Below are 18,145 nucleotides of genomic sequence, written 5' to 3' on the forward strand. Positions count from 1 at the left end.
ATCCCGTTTTACGACAGGGCCTTGCGCAGCGGCGCCACCTGCAGCGTGTCGATGCTGCCGCCGATGGCGTTGGCGATGAAGCGCGCCGTGATCGAGGCGCCGTCGTAATGCAGCACCGGCACGAGGCGTACCGGATCGATGCCGATCTCGTTGACCAGCAGCATGCGCAGCTGCCCGTCGCGGTTCTGCTCGACGACGAACACGAAATCATGGTCGGCGATGAAGCTGGCGACGTCCTGATGGAAGGGAAAGGCGCGCACTCGCATCAGGTCGAGGCCATGGCCACGCCGCGCCAGGATCTCCGCGGCCTCGGTCATGGCCGGCGACGTCGAGCCGTAATAGATCGCGCCGAAGCGGGTCGGCGCGGCGGCGGCGCGCCGCACCGGCCGCGGCAGCAGCTTCTTCGCCGTCTCCTGCTTGCGCAGCAGCCGCTGCATGCCTTCCACATAGGTTGCGCCGTTCTCCGAGTAGCGGGCGCGGGCGTCGTGGGAGGTGCCGCGAGTGAAGAAGGCGCCCTTGTTCGGATGCGTTCCGGGATAGGTGCGATAGGGAATGGCGTCGCCGTCGACATCCGTGTAGCGGCCGAACTCCTTGATGCGATCGAGGTCGGCGGCGGTGAGCACCTTGCCGCGGTCATAGCGCCTGGCATCATCCCATTGCAGCGGCCGGCACAGCCGCTGGTTCATGCCGATATCGAGGTCGAGCAGCACGAAGACCGGCGTCTGCAGGCGGTCGGCGAGATCGAAGGCATCGGCGCCGAATTCGAAGGCCTCGGTGGCGTCCTCCGGCAGCAGCAGCACGTGCTTGGTGTCGCCATGGGAGGCATAGGCGCAGCTGATCAGGTCGCATTGCTGGGTGCGGGTCGGCATGCCGGTGGAGGGACCGGCGCGCTGCACGTCGAAGATCACCGCCGGTATCTCGGCGAAATAGGCGAAGCCGAAGAATTCCTGCATCAGCGAGATGCCCGGCCCCGAGGTCGCGGTGAAGGCCCGGGCGCCGTTCCAGCCGGCGCCGATCACCATGCCGATGGAGGCGATCTCGTCCTCGGCCTGGACGATGGCGTAGCGCGCCTCGCCGCTCGCCGGATCGTGGCGGAAGCGCCTGCAGAAGCGGGCGAAGCCTTCGGCGAGCGAGGATGACGGCGTGATCGGATACCAGGCGCAGACCGTGGCGCCGCCATACACAGCGCCGAGCGCGGCCGCGGCATTGCCCTCGATCAGGATGCGGTCGCCGACCTTGTCGGCGCGGCGCACCCGCAGGCCGAGCGGGCAGGCGAAGTGAGCCCTGGCGTAGTCGCGGCCGAGATGCAGCGCCGTGATGTTCGGCTCGATCAGCTTGTCCTTGCCGCGGTATTGTTCGCCGATCAGCTTCTCGACCTCGGCAAAATCGAGATCGAGCAGCGCGGACAGCGCGCCGATGCAGATGATGTTCTTGAACAGCTGGCGCTGGCGCGGATCGCTGTAGTGCGCGTTGCAGATCGCCGTCAGCGGCATGCCGATGACGGTGATGTCGGAGCGCAACTGGCCCGGCGGCAGCGTCCGCGTCGAATCATACATCAGGTAGCCGTCGGGCTCGATCGAGATGACGTCCGCGTTGAAGGTCTGCGGATTCATCGCCACCATGAAATCGGTGCCGCCGCGGGCGCCGAGACGGCCTTCCTCGCTGACGCGGATCTCGTACCAGGTCGGCAGTCCCTGGATGTTGGAGGGGAAGACGTTGCGCGGCGCCACCGGCACGCCCATGCGCATGATGGCGCGGGCGAACAGCTCGTTGGCGCTGGCAGAGCCGGAGCCGTTGACATTGGCGAAGCGGATGACGAAATCGTTGACGGCGTTCAGCGGCATGCGGCACCTGCGTGGGTGACCTCGAGGAAGAATTTCTGCATGTCCCAGGCTCCGGTCGGACAGCGCTCGGCGCACAGGCCGCAATGCAGGCAGACGTCCTCGTCCTTGGCCATGACGCGCCCGGTCTTCAGCCCGTCGGCGACATAGATCGCCTGGTGCAGGTTGCGCGCCGGGGCGCGCAGCCGCTCGCGCAGGTCCGCCTCCTCGCCGTCGGCGGTGAAGGTGATGGAGTCCATCGGGCAGATGTCGACGCAGGCGTCGCATTCGATGCACAGCGGCGCCGAGAACACCGTTTCGACGTCGCAGTTGAGGCAGCGCCCGGCCTCGGCCAGGGCGAGATCGGCGTCGAAGCCGAGCTCGACTTCGGCCTTGATGCTGGTGAGCGCGAGCTTGCTGTCGCGATGCGGCACCGCGTGCCGGGTGTCAGGCATCACTTCGTTCTTGTAGCTCCATTCGTGGATGCCCATCTTCTGGCTGGCGAGAGTGACCTGCGGCGCCGGCCGCCGCGCCGGATCCTCGCCGCGCAGCACCAGGTCGATGGAGACCGCCACTTCATGGCCATGGGCCACCGCCCAGATGATGTTCTTCGGGCCGAAGGCGGCGTCGCCGGCGAAGAACACCTGGGGATGGGTGGAGCGGAAGGTGACCTTGTCGACGATCGGCATGCCGCCCTCGTCGAAGGCGATGCCGAGATCGCGCTCGATGAAGGGGAAGGCATTCTCCTGCCCCACCGCCGCCAGCACGTCGTCGCAGGGAAAGCTGACGTCGGGTTCGCCCGAGGGCACGAGCCGGCGCCGCCCCCTGGCGTCGTATTCCGCCCGAACCTTTTCGAAGCGCACGCCGGTGAGCTTGCCGCCCTCATGCTCGAACGCCTTCGGCACCAGGTAATTGTGGATCGGAATGCCTTCGCGGGCGGCATCCTCCTTTTCCCACGGCGAGGCCTTCATTTCCTCGAAGCCGGAGCGCACCACGACCTTGACGTCCTCGCCGCCGAGCCGGCGGGCCGAGCGGCAGCAGTCCATGGCGGTATTGCCGCCACCGAGCACGATGACGCGCTTGCCGATGCCGTGGATGTGATCGAACGACACCGAGGACAGCCAGTCGATGCCGATATGGATATTGGCGGCGGCTTCCTTGCGCCCGGGAATGTCGAGATCGCGGCCGCGCGGCGCGCCGGTGCCGACCACCACCGCGTCGAAACCGTCGGCGAGCAGCGCCTTCATGCTGTCGATGCGCGTGCCGCCCCGGAAATCGACGCCGAGATCGAGCACATAGCCGGTCTCCTCGTCGATGACGCTGTCGGGCAGGCGGAATTTCGGGATTTGCGTGCGCATCATGCCGCCGGCCCTGGCGTCGGCATCGAACACCACGCAGTCATAGCCGAGCGGGGCGAGATCGCGCGCCGCGGTGAGCGAGGCCGGACCCGCGCCAATCAGCGCGACGCGCTTGCCGTTGCGCTTCGCCGCCGGCTGCGGCAGCCGCGACCTGATATCGTCCTTGAAGTCGGCGGCGACACGCTTGAGCCGGCAGATCGCCACCGGCTCTTCCTCAACGCGGACGCGGCGACAGGCGGGTTCGCAGGGCCGGTCGCAGGTGCGGCCGAGGATGCCGGGAAAGACGTTGGATCGCCAGTTCAGGAGATAGGCGTCGCTGTAGCGGCCGGCGGCGATCAGGCGGATATATTCGGGAACGGGCGTGTGCGCGGGGCAGGCCCACTGGCAGTCGACCACTTTATGAAAATAGTCGGGCGCCGAAATATCGGTCGGTCTCATTCCCACCCTCCGCGCCCAAAAGGCAGCGCGGCCTTGTCGTTTCCATGAACGCCGGGCTGGCGTTCCTGCCTTCTTTTTCAGTTAAGCAGGGCCGTTAAACGCCTCGTTGATTTAGATCATTCAATACGATCCGCGGCGGCGAGAAAAGCCGAATCGCCACGACATCACCTATGCTTAGGCCGCAGTCCGGGGACACCATTCGTCCTGCGATTGGCGATCACGATCACATATCGTTTATAATGCACCGCCGCATTGATCCGGCGACGCAGCATACGTGGTTGCCGCGCTCGCCTCCCCCTCCGTCGTCATCGCCTGCGAAAGCAGGCGATCCAGTACGCCGCCACGCCGGCCGTCCGCGCAAGCCTCAGCACCGCGCGCCATCTCGCCGATCCCGAATACTGGTTTCCCCGCTTTCGCGCTACGATATGCACACATCTTGCGAAGCAGATCCTAAGAGCGCGCCACGCATACTCCGCGAAGCCGGGCGGCGACAACGGAGTAGAAAGATGCACCCTGACCACAATTCATTCTCGTCATGGCCGGGCTCGTCACCGGAAGTCGGATGTTTCCGACTTCCGGCATGAGAATAAAGAACGCGATCCGGCAAGAGCCGGATCGCTATGCCATCCACGTCTTTCAGGTCGAGAGGCTCCAAAGTCGTGGATGCCCGGCACAAGGCCGGGCATGACGATTGAAAGGCTGAAAGAGTGGCCGCTTTCTCCCCTGCGGACCAGATGTGTGAATACGATAGCGCCTGCGCGGGACAACGGTCAGAGAGAGCTGACAGCGAGAGAACGCGAGCGACGACTCCTTGCGGCGCATTCCGTCCCGCGGACGGACGCCTGTCCGCTTCGCCAATCGTTCAGCTGCCTTCAAATCGCACCCGCTGCACGGGAGATGCGCCAGCGCAGGCGCGCGCTTGAAGCTGTTTTCCGGCCCGCCTAACCTGCGCGCGAAGAAACCTCAGGGAGCCCCGATCGATGGCCCACGAGACCGCGACGCTCGCCGACTATGTGACGCGGCTCGCCCATGACGACATTCCCGCCGCGGTGCGCGCCCGCGCCAAGATCCTGACGCTCGATTTCCTCGGCAGCGCGCTGCGGGCGCGGCGCGAGGCCGATTCGACGCCGTCGCTGCTCAACATGCTCGCCGCCCTCAAGCTCGACGGCGACGGCGACGCCACCGTGTTCGGCGACAGCAGAACCCGTTCGCCGGCGATCGCCGCGCTGCTCAACGGCGCGCTCGGCCATTCGCTGGATTTCGACGATACCCACGCCGATTCCTCGCTGCATCCCAGCGCACCGGTGGTGCCCGCCGCCTTCGCGGTCGGCGAGATGACCGGCGCCTCAGGGCGCGAGGTGCTGACCGCCATTGTCGCCGGCTATGAAGTCTGCTGCCGGCTCGGCAATGCGCTGGACCCGACCTCGCATTACGGCCGCGGCTTTCACCCCACCGCCACCGCCGGCACCTACGGCGCCGCCGCCGCCGCCGGCAAGCTGCTCGGCCTCGACACCGCGCGGATGATCGCCGCCTTCGGCGTCTCGGGCAGCCAGGCCGCGGGCTCGCTGCAATTCCTGGTCAACGGCGCCTGGAACAAGCGCTACCAGGTCGGCGCCGCCGCCATGAACGGCGTCATCGCGGCGACGCTGGCCAAGCAGGGCTTCATCGGCGCCATCGAATCGGTGGAGGGCAAGCACGGCCTCCTCGCCGGCTATACCGACGATCCCCATCCCGGCAAGGCGGTGGCCGGACTCAGCAGCGACTATGAGACGCTCAAGATCGGCGTCAAACCCTATCCGAGCTGCCGCTACACCCATGCCGCGATCGACGCGCTGATCGCCATGCGCCGCGAACTCGACCTGACGCCGGACAACATCGCCAGGGTGGAGATCGGCCTGCACCGCAACGGCATCACGCTGACCGGCGATCCGACCACCAAGCGCCATCCCAGAAGCATCGTCGGCGGCCAGTTCTCGATGTTCTTCACCGGCGCCCTGGCGCTGGAGCAGGGCTCGTTCGGCTGGGACGATTACGCGCGGCTCGGCGACCCGGCGATCGACGCCCTCGCCGACCGCATCGAGGTGGTGCAGGACGATCGGCTGGAGACCGGCCGCAGCCACCCGTTCGGCGCCCGCGTCAGCATCCTGAGCGGCGGCACCGCCTACGAGCGCCTCGCCTTCGACCCGCCCGGCGAGCCGTCGTCCTTCCCGACCGACGCCGCCATGCGGCAGAAATTCACCCAGCTCGCCCGGCCGGTGCTGGACGGGCGGACGGCGGCCTTTGCCGACGCGGTGCTGGAGCTGGAGAGATTCGGCAGGGTCAGCGAGGCAACCCGGCTCGGCCGGGGGTGAGGGAGGGGTTACGGACGTCGCTCGCCGGCCATGGCTGTGCTGGTCCGGCCGGATTTTGCCCGCACGCGAGGCCGTTTCGGCGCCTTTCGGAGCCCTCTGCCCCGTTGCCCCTCCCCGGCCAATCGGCTAAAGGAGGGGCCTCGCGCGCCCGTAGCTCAGCTGGATAGAGCGTTGCCCTCCGAAGGCAAAGGTCACACGTTCGAATCGTGTCGGGCGCGCCATATTTTCCATGACTTAGCTAGTTCCCGCGATGACCGTACGGAAAACGTCGTCGGATAAAATGCGACTAATTGAACCGACGTCGAGATGATTCTGGGCGCGCGTCGCGCTCGCCCACAGGTCGGGTACGCGTTCACGGGAGGGCAGGTCCAAAAAACCCGCGAGAAACTGAATCTGAATAACACTATATTTTTGTTCGACGCGCTGTCTCCCGTTTGACCCGACATGTCGCTGGGATTGCGTCAGATCGATAAACACCGCCGCCGCGTAACCAAATCATCCCAAAACATCCGCAGCGCGCCGGTTGAAGTGCCCCACTTCCAGACGTTCACCCGCTCTTTCGAGTTTCCGAACTTCCGACATTCATTCAGAACTGCTCGGCCTCGGCAGAGCTGGCGTAGGATTCGGACGCGTGCGTGTCGAAGGTCAACAGTACGCCTGCCGTTTCGGCGGGGTCGAGCGCTGCCAGCATGGCGTTCAGCGGCGCGACCAGCGCCTCCGCACCGGCGACATAGAGCGCGCCATCGGGCAGCATGAAGTCCTGCTGGGCGTCAACCACAATCACGAACTGCGCATCGATTCTGCTCCATCTCTGTCGTCGCCGCTTGACATATATCTATTGAGCACATAAGTAAAGCGCAGGTTGCATATATGTGTACCATATGGGCGAATCCGAATTCCTCAAGGCGTATGACGCCAACCAGTATGAACGCCCGTCGGTGGCAGTTGACCTCATCCTGATGAGCGTCGTCGAGGGCACACCCGCGGCCTTGCTCGCCCGCCGCGACGCGCATCCCCATCTGGGCGCCTGGGCATTGCCGGGTGGGTTCGTCGGCATCAACGAAAGCCTCGACGCCGCCGCGCGCCGCCTGCTGGCCAGCAAGGCGCGGATGGACGCCGCCTATGTCGAGCAGCTCTATACCTTTGGCGCGGTCGATCGCGATCCGCGGGCCCGGATCATCAGCGTCGCGTATTTTGCGCTGCTGCCGCCGGCGCACTTTGCCGCCGCGCTGAAGGCTACGCCCGAACTGACGCTTGCCGAACTGACCGTGCCATGGTCGGGTGAAACCGGCGGGCCGGTTGAAGCGTGCTCGGCAGACGGCGAGACACTGCCGCTGGCGTTCGACCATGCCGATATGCTGGGGCTCGCCATACTGCGGCTGCGCGGCAAGCTCGATTATTCGAACGTCGCCTTTGCCTTGCTGCCCGATTGTTTCACGCTGCGCGCCTTGCAGGAAGCGCATGAGGCCATTCTCGGCATGCGCCTCAACAAGCCCGCCTTCCGGCGCCGCATGCTCGATAGCGGTCGCCTGGAGGCGACCGGCGAACGCGAGCTCGGTGCCTCGTTCCGGCCCGCCGAGCTCTACCGCCACCGCACCGCCAACTGACCCAGCCCAGGAAAGACAAGCTACATGGCTTCCATCAAGAATTTCGGCTTTCTCGCGCAATTGCGCAGCGATGCCAGCAACCACGTCATCCGCTACCACAAGGGCAATATCCGCCAGAGCGGTCGCGGGCTCGTCTTCTGGTTCGTGCCGGAAACCGCCAGCATCGCCGAACTGCCGATGGACGATCGCGAAATGGCGGTATTCGTGAACGGCCGCAGCCAAGACTTCCAAGCGGTTGCCATCCAGGGCACGCTGACCTGGCACGTCGTCGATCCCGAGCTGCTGGCGACCCGTGTCGATTTCAGCCTTGGCCTCGGCAAAGGCACCTATAAGAGCGAGCCGATCCAGCGGATCGAGACGCGGCTGGGCGGCCTCGTCAACCAGGCTGCGCTGCAATATCTGGCGCAGGCGCCGGTGCGCGCGCTGCTCGATGCCGGGCCCGAGCCGCTGCGCAATCAACTCGAAGCCGTACTTGCGGCGGATCCGGCCCTGGGCGAGATCGGCATCGCGGTAACGGCGGTGCGGCTCACCAACCTGGCGCCCTCCAGCGAGCTGGAGCGCGCGCTGCAGACGCCGACGTTCGAAGCGCTGCAGCAGAAGGCCGATCAGGCGACGTTCGAGCGCCGCGCGCTGGCAGTGGAGAAGGAACGTGCGATTGCCGAAAATGAGCTCGCCAACAAGACCGAACTCGCACGGCGCGAGATGCTGCTCATCACCCAGGAGGCGGAGAATGCGCGCAACCGCGCCACCGGCCATGCCGAGGCGCAGCAGGTCGAGGCCGCAGCCGAGGCGGAGCGCATCCGCACCGTCGAGAGCGCCAAGGCAGAGGCCGAGCAGGCGCGGATGACGATCTATCGCGATCTGCCGCCGGCGGTGATGCTGGGGCTCGCCGCGCGCGAGCTGGCCGGCAAGCTCGATACGATCGAGCATCTCAACGTCACGCCCGACCTGCTGGCGACCGTGCTCGGCGAATTCCGCCGCGACACCTCAGCCCTCCCGCCGCGCTGAGCTGCGCCGATGTCGACCATCAGCCCGCGTGCGGTGTTCGTCACCCGGGAGACCGACTATGAACTGCTGCTCGCGCGCCATGCCACGCGCGGGCAAGCCAAGTTCTTCCTCGAAACCCGCGGGCAGGACATCGACCTGCTCGAAGACCGCCATCGCCGGTTGTATGGCACCCTCCAAGCCGGCCGTGCCGCGGTGCCATCCGACTGGCGCCAGGCCGCGGTCAGACGCGCCGACCTGAATCGCTTCGTGTTCGGGCCGGAGGATGTGATTATCGTCGTCGGGCAGGACGGCCTCGTCGCCAATGTCGCCAAATATCTCGATGGCCAGCCGGTGCTTGGGCTCAACCCCGCGCCAGACCTTTATGACGGCGTGCTGGTGCGCGTGCCGCTTGCGCGCCTCAAACCGCTGCTGCCGGCGAGCGTCGCTGGCGCGGCGCCGGCCGAGCGACGCACGATGGTCGAGGCGCGTCTCGACAGCGGCGAGCGATTGCTGGCGCTCAACGAGATCTTCGTCGGGCATCATAGCCACCAGTCGGCGCGCTACCGCATCACCTGCGGCGATCTCGCCGAGGATCATTCCTCGAGCGGGCTGATCGTCGCGTCGGGCACCGGCGCCACCGGCTGGGCGCGCTCGATCATGGAGGCGACGCAGGCGACACTGCTGCTCGGCAACGAGGAGCCCGCCGTCGCCTTTTTCGTGCGCGAACCCTTCCCCAGTGTCGCAACTGGAACCACCTTGCGCGCCGGCAAGCTTGCGGCCGCGCCACTGGCCGTGACGTCCCGCATGAACGAGGGTGGCGTGATCTTTGCCGACGGCATCGAGCAGGACTTTCTCTCCTTCGACTGGGGCCAGAGCGTGATGCTCGGCCCCGCCGCCCAGACGCTCCACCTCATCACCTGCTGAGCGAGATAGACATGTCGGTCTCCGACATCGCAAAGCGCAACTGACCCAGAAGACAACATTCGCGGCCCAATTCTCGCTCCCAGATTGCTGCCATTCGTTCACGTCGTTGCGATAACCGCTTTCGGCTCCGCGTGCCCTTGCTTCGTTTCACTCGATCTCGTCGGCGATTTCGCCGATCGCTTCATAAGCCAGATCGAGTTCGCCCGCCGTGCTGCAATAGGGCGGCATGATGTAGATCGTGTTGCCAAGCGGTCGAACGAGCAAGCCTCGCGCGAGAAAGCTCTGGTAGAGACGGGGACCAATGCCGGCCATATAGCCGGCGTCGCTGGCGGCAATATCGAGCGCAGCAATGGTTCCGATCTGGCGAACATTCGCAAAACGTCGATTCTCACGGAAGCGATCGAGCCTCGCGGCGTGCAAGGTGGTCAGACGCGCTATGCGTTCCAAAACCGGCTCTCGCTCCCAAATCTCCAGATTTGCAAGCGCGGCCGCGCAGGCGATCGGGTTCGCGGTATAAGAACTGGAATGGAAGAAGGCCCGTGTTCGATCCGTTGAATAATGCGCATCGAAAATGTCGGCACTGCAGAGCGTCACCGCGAGCGGCAGAGACCCTCCCGTAAGCCCCTTGGAATAGCAGCCGATATCGGGCGTGACGCCGGCCTGCTCGCAGGCGAACAGCGTGCCTGTCCGACCCCATCCGGTCATGACTTCATCGGCGATTAGGAGAGCGCCGTGGGTCCGGCAAATGCGTTTCATTTCCGCGAGAACCCAGGGCGGATAAATCAGCATGCCGCCCGCGCCGAGGATCAGCGGCTCAACGATGAGCGCAGCGACCCCGCCATTCCGGCATGCCGCATCCAACGCATCCAGCGTCGCCTGCTCGCGACCTGCCGAGGGAAAGGGAAGACGATCAACATCGAACAGAAGGGGATCGTAGGGCGCATTGAAGACACCACGTTCACCGACCGACATGCCGCCGATCGTATCGCCGTGATAGGCGCCTTCCAGAGCCAGAATACGGCTGCGGTTCTCGCCGCGGTGTCGCCAGAAGCCAAGTGCCATTTTCAAAGCGACTTCGACCGAGGTCGATCCGCTGTCGGAAAAAAAGACGTACTCGAGCTCCGGCGGCGTGATCGCGATGAGATGTCGCGCGAGCCGTTCCGCCGGCTCGTGCGTAAAACCGGCGAAGATCACCTGATCGAGACGGTCCACCTGGTGCTTGATCGCCTGCACGATGTGCGGATGGCGATGGCCGTGGGTCACCACCCACCAGGACGAAATCGCGTCGAAGATACGGCGACCGTCGCCGGTCTCGAGCCAGGCGCCCTCGCCTCCGGCGATCAGCGTCGCCTCCGGCTGCACGGCATGCTGAGTGAACGGATGCCATACTGGAGACATCGATTTCATCCGGTGGACTCCTCCCGGAAGTCACCAATATCGAAATGGCGGGCAAAGGTCGCCCGCAGCACGTCACCGGTCAGCGGCGCGAGATGCGGAAGACGGCCAAGGCGCCGGGCATGACCCATTTCCATGATGATCCGCTCGGATTCGGCATTTTCGTCACCAATGAAGACGATGCCCAGAAGCGCAATGCCGCGCGTGCGCAGAGCTTCTATCGACAAAAGACTATGATTGATCGTTCCGAGTGTCGTGCGGGCACATAGCGCCACCGGCGCCTGCCACCGCCTGATGACATCGATGTAGGCGACTTCGCGCGTCAACGGCACCAACAACCCGCCGGCCCCCTCCACGACCAGCGGCCGGTCCGTATTCGGCAGAACGAGCGCGCCTGGATCGATGATAATGCCGTCAATCTCGGCTGCAAGATGCGGCGAGGCCGGTGTCTTCAGCCGGTAGACCTCCGGCAACACGCGCTCTTCGGACAGGCCGGAAAGCCGCTGGACAGCCTGCCTGTCCGTCTCCTCCAGGAGACCGGCCTGGATCGGTTTCCAATAGACGGCCCCGAGAGCGTCAGCGAGCGCGGCCGCAAACACAGTCTTGCCAACGCCAGTGTCGGTACCGGTTACAATGATGCGCGTGGTCATGTGGCCTTTCGCATGTCTTCAGCGAGGGCTTCGAACAAGTCCGCGACGACGCTCTCATCGACGTTCACCGTCAGCGCGATGCGGAGGCGCGCCGTGCCCTCGGCAACGGTCGGCGGACGTATCGCCCGGATATCAAAACCTCGGCGCTGCAAAGAAGCAGCAAGTGCAACGGCCGCCTGATCGGCGCCGATAATTACAGGAAGAATATGCGAACCGGAGGCCTCGATGTTGCAACGGCGGCGAAGCTCGCCTCCCGCGAATTGAACCAGACGCGCAAGTCGATCCCGGCGCTCGGGATTGGTTCGGGAGAGTTCGAGAGCCACGCGCGTGATCGCGGCAATCAGCGGCGAAGGGGCGGTCGCGAAGATAAAGGGGCGAGCGCGGTTGACCAGAAAGTCGCGGATGATCTTCGGCGCAAGGATAAAACCGCCGACCGTACCGAGTGCCTTGCCGCAGGTGTGAAGTGTGATGACGTTGTCGCGCCCCTCGAAGGCTGCGGCAAGTCCCCGCCCCTGCGGCCCAAGCACGCCGGTCGCATGCGCCTCATCGACGACGACCATGGCCTCGTGGCGCTCCGCAACGGCGAATAGTTCAACGAGGTCGGGACTGTCGCCATCCATGCTGTAGAGGCTTTCGACCGAAAGCCAGGGCCGCCCTTTGCCTCCGGCCGCGCGCCAACGGACGATCGCGGCGTCGAAGGCGCCGACATCGTTGTGCGGAACTCCCACGAAATCAGCACGTCCCCGACGCAGACCTTCGTGGACGCTGGCATGGACCAATTCGTCGTGGACCACGAGATCCCCGCGCTGCGGCAGCGTCGAGAAGATCGCAGAATTGGCCATGTAACCACCGCCAAAATAGAGCGCGGTTTCGGCACCGAAATAGGCGGCGGCTTCGCTTTCGAGCGCCTCATGCTCGGGATGATTGCCGCGCAACAGCCGCGATCCGCCCGATCCGACCGGCACGCCACGCGCCACCGCGTCGGCGGCCGCACGCCTCAATTCCTCGGATTCGGCCAAGCCGAGATAATCGTTTGACGCGAAATCCATTCCGGAGCGCTCGCTAAGCACGCGTAACCGGCCCCGCCCCGCGAGTTCGCGCAGATCTGATTCAAACCGGCCAAGCATTATCGCTCCTGCGGCGCAACTGATTGAGCCATAAACTGCCCGCGCGCCTTCATGTGGATCATCCTCTTCGGTATCAAGTCTGCTTAGCCCCTTTCTGTTTTGTGTGCCCGTCTCACCGGCTCGCTCCTCCCATTTCAACAACCGTCGGGACATTTCCATCTGCGGATGGTGGCTGGCAATTCCGACGTCGACCAGGCGAACCCGGCCTTAGCTTGCGCCCGATCCACACTTAATCTAGTACCCTTTTTTTGAAGTTCGTGAGTCAATTGAGGCATCTTCCGGATACGAACTTCGGAAAGCGGGCACTAGCCGCAGCATCTCCGGCGACGGACGGCCCCAATCGTCGTCAGAATGAAATCTTTACGGCCGATGACCCGGCTCTCGGAAAGTGCGCCGATACGATGTACGTACGCGAACTGAACTGGGCTGAGCCCGTCTCGGCGATGCAATGCCTCGCAGATCAACCGCAGCTCACGTTTCTCGATAGCGCACTACGCCATGAGCAACTCGGCCGCTATTCGTATATCGCCTGCGACCCGTTCGGCACCTACACCGTCGCGGATGGGCGCGCGAGCTGGAACGGCGAGGCCCTGCCCGGTGATCCATTTGACGCGTTGCGCACCCGCCTCACGATGTATCGCCAGGAGCACGATGCGAAGCTGCCCCCATTCCAGGGAGGAGCGGCCGGCTTCTTTGGCTACGAGTTGAACCAGACGCTCGAGCAATATCCGGCCCCGATAAAACCTGATCAGGGCGTGCCGCAATCGGTCCTGAATTTCTATGATGTCGTGATTGCCTACGATCACTACGAAAGCAGGCGATTGATCGTGTCAACCGGTTGGCCGGAGCAAGATCCGGCACGTCGTAGCGAGCGGGCGCGACGGCGCGCTGTTGAATTGACGGCGCTCCTCGACCGCCGCATGTCGCCGGCGCCGCCGTCGCGCAACGCGATCGGCGCATGGACGTCGAACTTCAGCCGCGAGGCCTACATGGAAGCCGTCCAAAGCGTCATCGACTTGATCCTGGCAGGCGACGTCTACCAGGCCAACATCGCGCAGCGATTCAGTGCCACGCTCGGCACGCCGTTCGATCCGCTCGAACTGTACTGCAGGCTGCGCGCGTTGAACCCCGCGCCATTCGCAGCCTTCCTGCGCTATGGGGATCTCATCATCGCTTCCAGTTCACCGGAGCGCTTTCTCAAACTCGACAGCCGATCAGTCGAGACCCGCCCGATCAAGGGCACAATTGCCAGATCCGGCGACGTTAACGAAGACCGTCGCAGAGCGGAATATCTTCTTTCCTCTCGCAAGGATCGTGCGGAGAACATCATGATCGTTGATCTTCTTCGCAACGATTTATCGCGCGTCTGCCAACCGCCATCGGTCCTGGCACCGGTGCTGTGCGGCCTCGAATCCTATGCCTCCGTGCATCATCTCGTGTCCGTCGTCACGGGGGAACTTGCCGACGACCAGGATGCGATCAGCCTGCTGCGCAGCTGTTTTCCGGGGGGCTCGGTCACTGGCGCGCCGAAGATCCGGGCCATGGAGATCATCGGCGAAATCGAAGGATGTCCGCGAGGGGTCTACTGCGGAGCTATCGGCTTCATCGGATTCGGCGGGAACATGGATACCAATATCGCAATTCGATCCGCGACGATCCGCAACGGCACCGCCGTCTTTCACGCCGGCGGCGGCATTACCGCGATGTCGCAACCGCAGACCGAGTATGAGGAGACGCTCGCCAAGGCGCAGCGCCTCTTCGACGCATTCAATGACCCGCTACCTCTCTGATCATGCTCGTCATCATCGACAATTATGATTCATTCGTGTTCAACATCGCTCGCTGCTTCCGAGTGCTCGGAGCGACCGTGGAGGTCGTGCGCAATGATCAAGTCGACGTCGCTGCTCTCGCTCGGTTGAAGCCACGCGGCATTGTGATATCGCCGGGCCCGCGCACGCCGGCCGAGGCCGGTGTCTCTGTTGCCGTTGTCCGTGAGCTATCCGGCCATTTACCCATTTTCGGGATTTGTCTCGGGCACCAGTGCATCGGCAGCGTATTTGGCGGACGGATCGTGGCGGCTCGCCGCCCCCTTCACGGGCAGGCCTCGCCGGTGATGCATGACGGCGAGCGCCTTTTTGCCGGACTTCCCTCGCCCCTGCTCGTCGGACGTTACCACTCCCTGGCAGTCGAATTCGAAGAGGCCGTCTCGTCATCTCTCGTGGTAACAGCGCGATCGGACGAGGGCGAGATCATGGCCTTTGCGCATCGCAGCGCGCCGACCTACGGGGTTCAGTTCCATCCGGAGTCGATACTTACCCAGGATGGCGACGCGCTGCTTATGAACTTCCTGCAGCTCGCCGACGAATGGAACCGAAAATGCATGGAGCGGGCCAACACCGCACCTGTCGACTCGCGTCGGCCATCGTAAGGCGGTAAACGAGCGTCAGATCCACCGCACTAGTCGCTCGCTTCAAATAATTTGAAAGGATGGAGAATTTGTGATTCGATTCGATCGTCTCGACGCGAGCGCCGGAGAGGATCATGGCTGCGACGGAAATTTCGGTAAAGAAGTATGTTGTGCGGCTGAGCGGCGAGGAACGCGAACAGCTTGAAACGCTGATACGGAAGGGCAAGAGCGCAGCTCAAAAGCTGCTGAAGGCGCGAATATTGTTGAAGGCCGATGTCTCGGAAGCCGGCGAAGGTTGGAGTGACAGCCGGATCATTAAGGCGTTCGATACCAGCGTTTCCATGGTTTACCGAGTGCGGAAGCAACTGGTGGAAGAAGGCTTCGAGGCGGTATTGAGCCGTAAGCAGCGCGCAACACCGGGGGTTGCGCGGATTTTTGACGGTGAGAAGGAAGCCAAACTGATTGCCCTGGCTTGTTCCGAACCTCCCAAGGGACGCGCACGCTGGACCCTGCGGCTACTGGAGCAAAAAGTCGTAGAACTCCATATTGTTGATCGTGCCAGCGACTCGACGATCGGGCGGGCACTAAAAAAAACACTCTCCAGCCCCATCGCCGACAGTGCTGGGTCATCCCGCCGAAAGCCAATAGTGCGTTCGTAGCCGCCATGGAGGACGTGCTGGCCGTCTACACCCGGCCACGCGATCCCGACTACCCGCTGGTTTGCCTGGACGAGAGCTCAAAGCAACTCCTCGCCGAGACGCGCATGCCGATTCCGATGAAGCGTGGGCGCCCGGCTCGTTGCGATTACGAGTACAAACGCAACGGCACCGCCAATCTCTTCATGATGTTTGCTCCGCTCGAAGGCTGGCGCCATGTCAAAGTCACCGATCGCCATACCGCCGTGGATTATGCTCACGTCCTGAAGGACTTGGCCGATGTCCACTTCGCCGGCGCCAAGACCATCGTTCTGATCCAGGACAATCTCAACATCCACAGCAAGGCGTCACTCTATGAAGCCTTTCCGGCCCCTGAGGCCAGGCGGCTGGTCGAGCGCTTTGAATGGCATTACACACCAAAGCACGGCAGTTGGCTTGATCTCGCCGAGTCCGAACTCGGCGTCCTATCGTCCCAATGCCTCGATCGACGGATTCCCGACAAACAGACCCTCGCCGAGGAAATCGCCGCCTGGGAGAAAGACCGCAATGCCAACCACACCAAGGCAAACTGGCACTTCACAACTCCCAATGCTCGCATCAAACTCAAGCACCTTTACCCTTCAATCTGAATGAATCGGGCGACTAGTGTGGCGTTTCGCAATTGCCTATGCCCTTTGCGGCAAGCCTCTCGCAGGCAATTGCGAGACATAAGCCGCACTAGCTTTTTGATTTTGCTAGTGTCCCGATGTCTCCGAATGACCGTGCGAGGGTGAGGCAAACGAAGCGGTAATTCGGAGACAGGACTCTAGGGTCGTCCGGCGGTTGCCCTACGCCATGGAGCGGCTAGGGCGATTGGGGATAGAGTGCGGCGCAGACTACCGTTGCCATGACGCAATGCCACAATATCGGTCCATCACATCTCAGCTTCCGGGTCACCATGATTCGCCACATCGTTCTGTTCAGCGCCAAAAATAAGGCCGACATCGCACGGGTCGTCGATGGCCTTGCCCTTCTCACCAGGATCCCGCACGCGCGCCGGCTCGAAATCGCGCGCAATTCAAAGACCGACCAAATTGGGAATGAACTCGATGTCGTCGTCTATGGCGAGTTCGATGATGAGACAGCACTTGCGGCCTACAAAGCGCACGCGCTCTACGAAGAAGCCATCAAGCTCGTACGGCCGCTTCGAGAGCTGCGGTTCGCCGTAGACTACGACACCGCTAGTGTGGCGTCTCGCAATTGCCTACCGCCTTTGCGGCAAGCCCCTGTAGGCAATTGCGAGACATAAGCAAAGGCACCGGGGCCGCCGCCCAGCGGGGAGTAGGCAATGATACCCAGCCCACGCGCCCATCCTATCGTTTGAGAAGCCGTCCAGTTGCGCACGCTTGTCGCCGCTTCAAGCGCAGAAACGGCGGTTTTTCCGGTTCGCGCTGTGTTACGAGCCCATGCTCGCCGGTCTACGAGGCGCCATCGAATTGTTCGAGCAGAGCGTCGCGTGCTGCCGCGATGCGACGGTAATGCTCGTTGCTGCCGCCTGCATCGGGATGCGCGGTCTTGGCTAGCCGCCGAAAGGCGGCATTGATCTGCGAAGGCTCGAGCGCACCTTCCATCGGCAGCTTCAGGACCTCACGCTGCACCCTGTCGTCGTTGTCGTCATCCGGCCGAAACAGCAAGGCCCGGCGTTTTTCCTGCGCTTCGAGGCGCAGGCCCACCTGATCCTCCTGCCATCTCCCGCGCGACATGACGAAGCATTCGCCAAAGGCGATCCGGCCCCGCGTTTCAAGTTCATCAAGACTGAACGGTCCCACGACGCCATAGGGCGGCGCCAGGAACGCGCGCCTGCCGCCCTCGCCGTCCTCGACATGGCCGATCATCGCCGTATCGAGGATCCCCAGTGAGCCGTTCCAGACGACCCATTCCTCCTTATCCTTCATGCCGCGCTCTCGTGCATGAGCCGGCGCCACGTCCGGCGGCCTCAAAAGCGTCAGGTTGCCGAACGCGCTGCCTTGACCGGTCCGACGTCGACCTGAATCTCGTCACCCTCCACGCGCAAGGCGTACGGGTGGAGGGCGTTGCGGACGAGGTGGGTCACGCATTTGCCGCTGGCGCTGTCGAAGCCCCACTGGTGGTGCGGGCAGGTGACGGTCTGCCCGTTGAAGGTGGCCTCGATCAACGGCATATCGGCATGCGGACAGCGGCCGCGATAGGCCTTGAGCTCGCCGCCCGCTGGCCAGACCAGGAGCACGCTCTTGCGACCGGCATGAAAGAGGCCCATTCCCCCTTCACGCACGGCACTTGTGTGACAAATAGAGGTGAACGCCATCGAGGTCGCCTTCCGACAAGGAGCAACTCACCGGCAATACGCAAATTCCGGACCAGCAAAAAACCCTCCCAGAGGTCCGCATGAGTGCCGAATGTCGCAAAC

At 63.8% G+C, this 18,145-nt stretch carries 16 protein-coding genes and 1 tRNA gene; 9 read left to right on the forward strand and 8 right to left on the reverse strand.

The genetic code is table 11. The features are described from left to right. Positions 1-8: 8 nt before the first annotated feature. Together DB459_RS07700 and DB459_RS07705 are read right to left on the reverse strand one after the other, a co-directional pair. A complete protein-coding gene (locus tag DB459_RS07700; protein WP_253712300.1) occupies positions 9-1,844 on the reverse strand; it encodes a 2-oxoacid:acceptor oxidoreductase subunit alpha in 1,836 nt (611 codons plus the stop codon). Continuing rightward, complete coding sequence (locus tag DB459_RS07705) at positions 1,835-3,616, reverse strand: FAD-dependent oxidoreductase (RefSeq protein WP_253712301.1); 1,782 nt, start codon at positions 3,614-3,616, stop codon at positions 1,835-1,837. Before DB459_RS07705 ends, DB459_RS07700 begins: the two co-directional genes overlap by 10 nt. Positions 3,617-4,596: 980 nt before the next feature. Between DB459_RS07705 and DB459_RS07710 the strand changes: the two genes are divergently transcribed. Further along, positions 4,597-5,967 (forward strand): MmgE/PrpD family protein, encoded by a 1,371-nt coding sequence (locus DB459_RS07710; RefSeq protein WP_253712302.1) that lies wholly within the window; start codon positions 4,597-4,599, stop codon positions 5,965-5,967. A 144-nt stretch (positions 5,968-6,111) separates the two neighbouring features. Continuing rightward, positions 6,112-6,188: transfer RNA gene (locus DB459_RS07715), tRNA-Arg, on the forward strand. Between the two features lie 365 nt (positions 6,189-6,553). On the opposite strand, the gene DB459_RS07720 is transcribed toward DB459_RS07715, so the two are convergent. Then, complete coding sequence (locus tag DB459_RS07720; protein WP_253712303.1) at positions 6,554-6,751, reverse strand: hypothetical protein; 198 nt, start codon at positions 6,749-6,751, stop codon at positions 6,554-6,556. A 97-nt stretch (positions 6,752-6,848) separates the two neighbouring features. Here DB459_RS07720 and DB459_RS07725 point away from each other — a divergent pair, with 97 nt between their 5' ends. From DB459_RS07725 to DB459_RS07735, 3 genes are read left to right on the forward strand one after another with little or no spacing between them, the layout of a single operon-like run. Next, entirely contained in the window at positions 6,849-7,574 is a 726-nt protein-coding gene (locus DB459_RS07725) for an NUDIX domain-containing protein (protein WP_253712304.1), read from the forward strand. A gap of 24 nt (positions 7,575-7,598) precedes the next feature. Then, the gene (locus DB459_RS07730) at positions 7,599-8,582 is read left to right on the forward strand and encodes an SPFH domain-containing protein (RefSeq protein WP_253712305.1); all 984 of its coding nucleotides are present in this window, start codon (positions 7,599-7,601) and stop codon (positions 8,580-8,582) included. 9 nt (positions 8,583-8,591) lie between these two features. Then, positions 8,592-9,485, forward strand: coding sequence for a hypothetical protein (locus DB459_RS07735; RefSeq protein ID WP_253712306.1), 894 nt, complete (start codon positions 8,592-8,594; stop codon positions 9,483-9,485). A 147-nt stretch (positions 9,486-9,632) separates the two neighbouring features. Here DB459_RS07735 and DB459_RS07740 read toward each other — a convergent pair whose 3' ends face one another. From DB459_RS07740 to DB459_RS07750, 3 genes are read right to left on the reverse strand one after another with little or no spacing between them, the layout of a single operon-like run. Beyond that, the gene (locus DB459_RS07740) at positions 9,633-10,892 is read right to left on the reverse strand and encodes an adenosylmethionine--8-amino-7-oxononanoate transaminase (RefSeq protein WP_253712307.1); all 1,260 of its coding nucleotides are present in this window, start codon (positions 10,890-10,892) and stop codon (positions 9,633-9,635) included. Next, positions 10,889-11,530 (reverse strand): dethiobiotin synthase, encoded by a 642-nt coding sequence (bioD, locus tag DB459_RS07745; RefSeq protein WP_253712308.1) that lies wholly within the window; start codon positions 11,528-11,530, stop codon positions 10,889-10,891. Before bioD ends, DB459_RS07740 begins: the two co-directional genes overlap by 4 nt. Further along, positions 11,527-12,657: an 8-amino-7-oxononanoate synthase gene (locus DB459_RS07750; RefSeq protein WP_253712309.1), complete on the reverse strand. Its 1,131-nt coding sequence runs from the start codon at positions 12,655-12,657 to the stop codon at positions 11,527-11,529. The genes bioD and DB459_RS07750 overlap by 4 nt, the downstream gene beginning before the upstream one ends. 401 nt (positions 12,658-13,058) lie before the next feature. On the opposite strand from DB459_RS07750, the gene pabB reads away from it, so the two are divergent. From pabB to DB459_RS07770, 4 genes are all read left to right on the forward strand, one after another. After that, the gene (pabB, locus tag DB459_RS07755) at positions 13,059-14,447 is read left to right on the forward strand and encodes an aminodeoxychorismate synthase component I (RefSeq protein WP_253712310.1); all 1,389 of its coding nucleotides are present in this window, start codon (positions 13,059-13,061) and stop codon (positions 14,445-14,447) included. A 2-nt stretch (positions 14,448-14,449) separates the two neighbouring features. Next, positions 14,450-15,085: an aminodeoxychorismate/anthranilate synthase component II gene (locus DB459_RS07760; RefSeq protein ID WP_253712311.1), complete on the forward strand. Its 636-nt coding sequence runs from the start codon at positions 14,450-14,452 to the stop codon at positions 15,083-15,085. 113 nt (positions 15,086-15,198) lie between these two features. Continuing rightward, positions 15,199-16,349, forward strand: a protein-coding gene (locus DB459_RS07765; protein ID WP_253706060.1) for an IS630 family transposase whose coding sequence is annotated in 2 segments (ribosomal slippage) — positions 15,199-15,649 and positions 15,649-16,349 — 1,152 coding nt in all. Because the reading frame shifts where the segments join, the coding sequence is not laid out codon by codon here. A 308-nt stretch (positions 16,350-16,657) separates the two neighbouring features. Continuing rightward, positions 16,658-17,008, forward strand: a complete 351-nt coding sequence (locus DB459_RS07770; protein ID WP_253712312.1) for a Dabb family protein — start codon at positions 16,658-16,660, stop codon at positions 17,006-17,008. A gap of 169 nt (positions 17,009-17,177) precedes the next feature. Here DB459_RS07770 and DB459_RS07775 read toward each other — a convergent pair whose 3' ends face one another. Both DB459_RS07775 and DB459_RS07780 read right to left on the reverse strand, forming a co-directional pair. Further along, entirely contained in the window at positions 17,178-17,654 is a 477-nt protein-coding gene (locus DB459_RS07775) for a J domain-containing protein (RefSeq protein ID WP_253713465.1), read from the reverse strand. Positions 17,655-17,704: 50 nt separating this feature from the next. Next, positions 17,705-18,043 (reverse strand): Rieske 2Fe-2S domain-containing protein, encoded by a 339-nt coding sequence (locus DB459_RS07780; protein WP_253712313.1) that lies wholly within the window; start codon positions 18,041-18,043, stop codon positions 17,705-17,707. Positions 18,044-18,145: the final 102 nt, after the last annotated feature.

The sequence above is a fragment of the Bradyrhizobium sp. WD16 genome, from assembly GCF_024181725.1.
Taxonomy (GTDB): domain Bacteria; phylum Pseudomonadota; class Alphaproteobacteria; order Rhizobiales; family Xanthobacteraceae; genus Bradyrhizobium_A.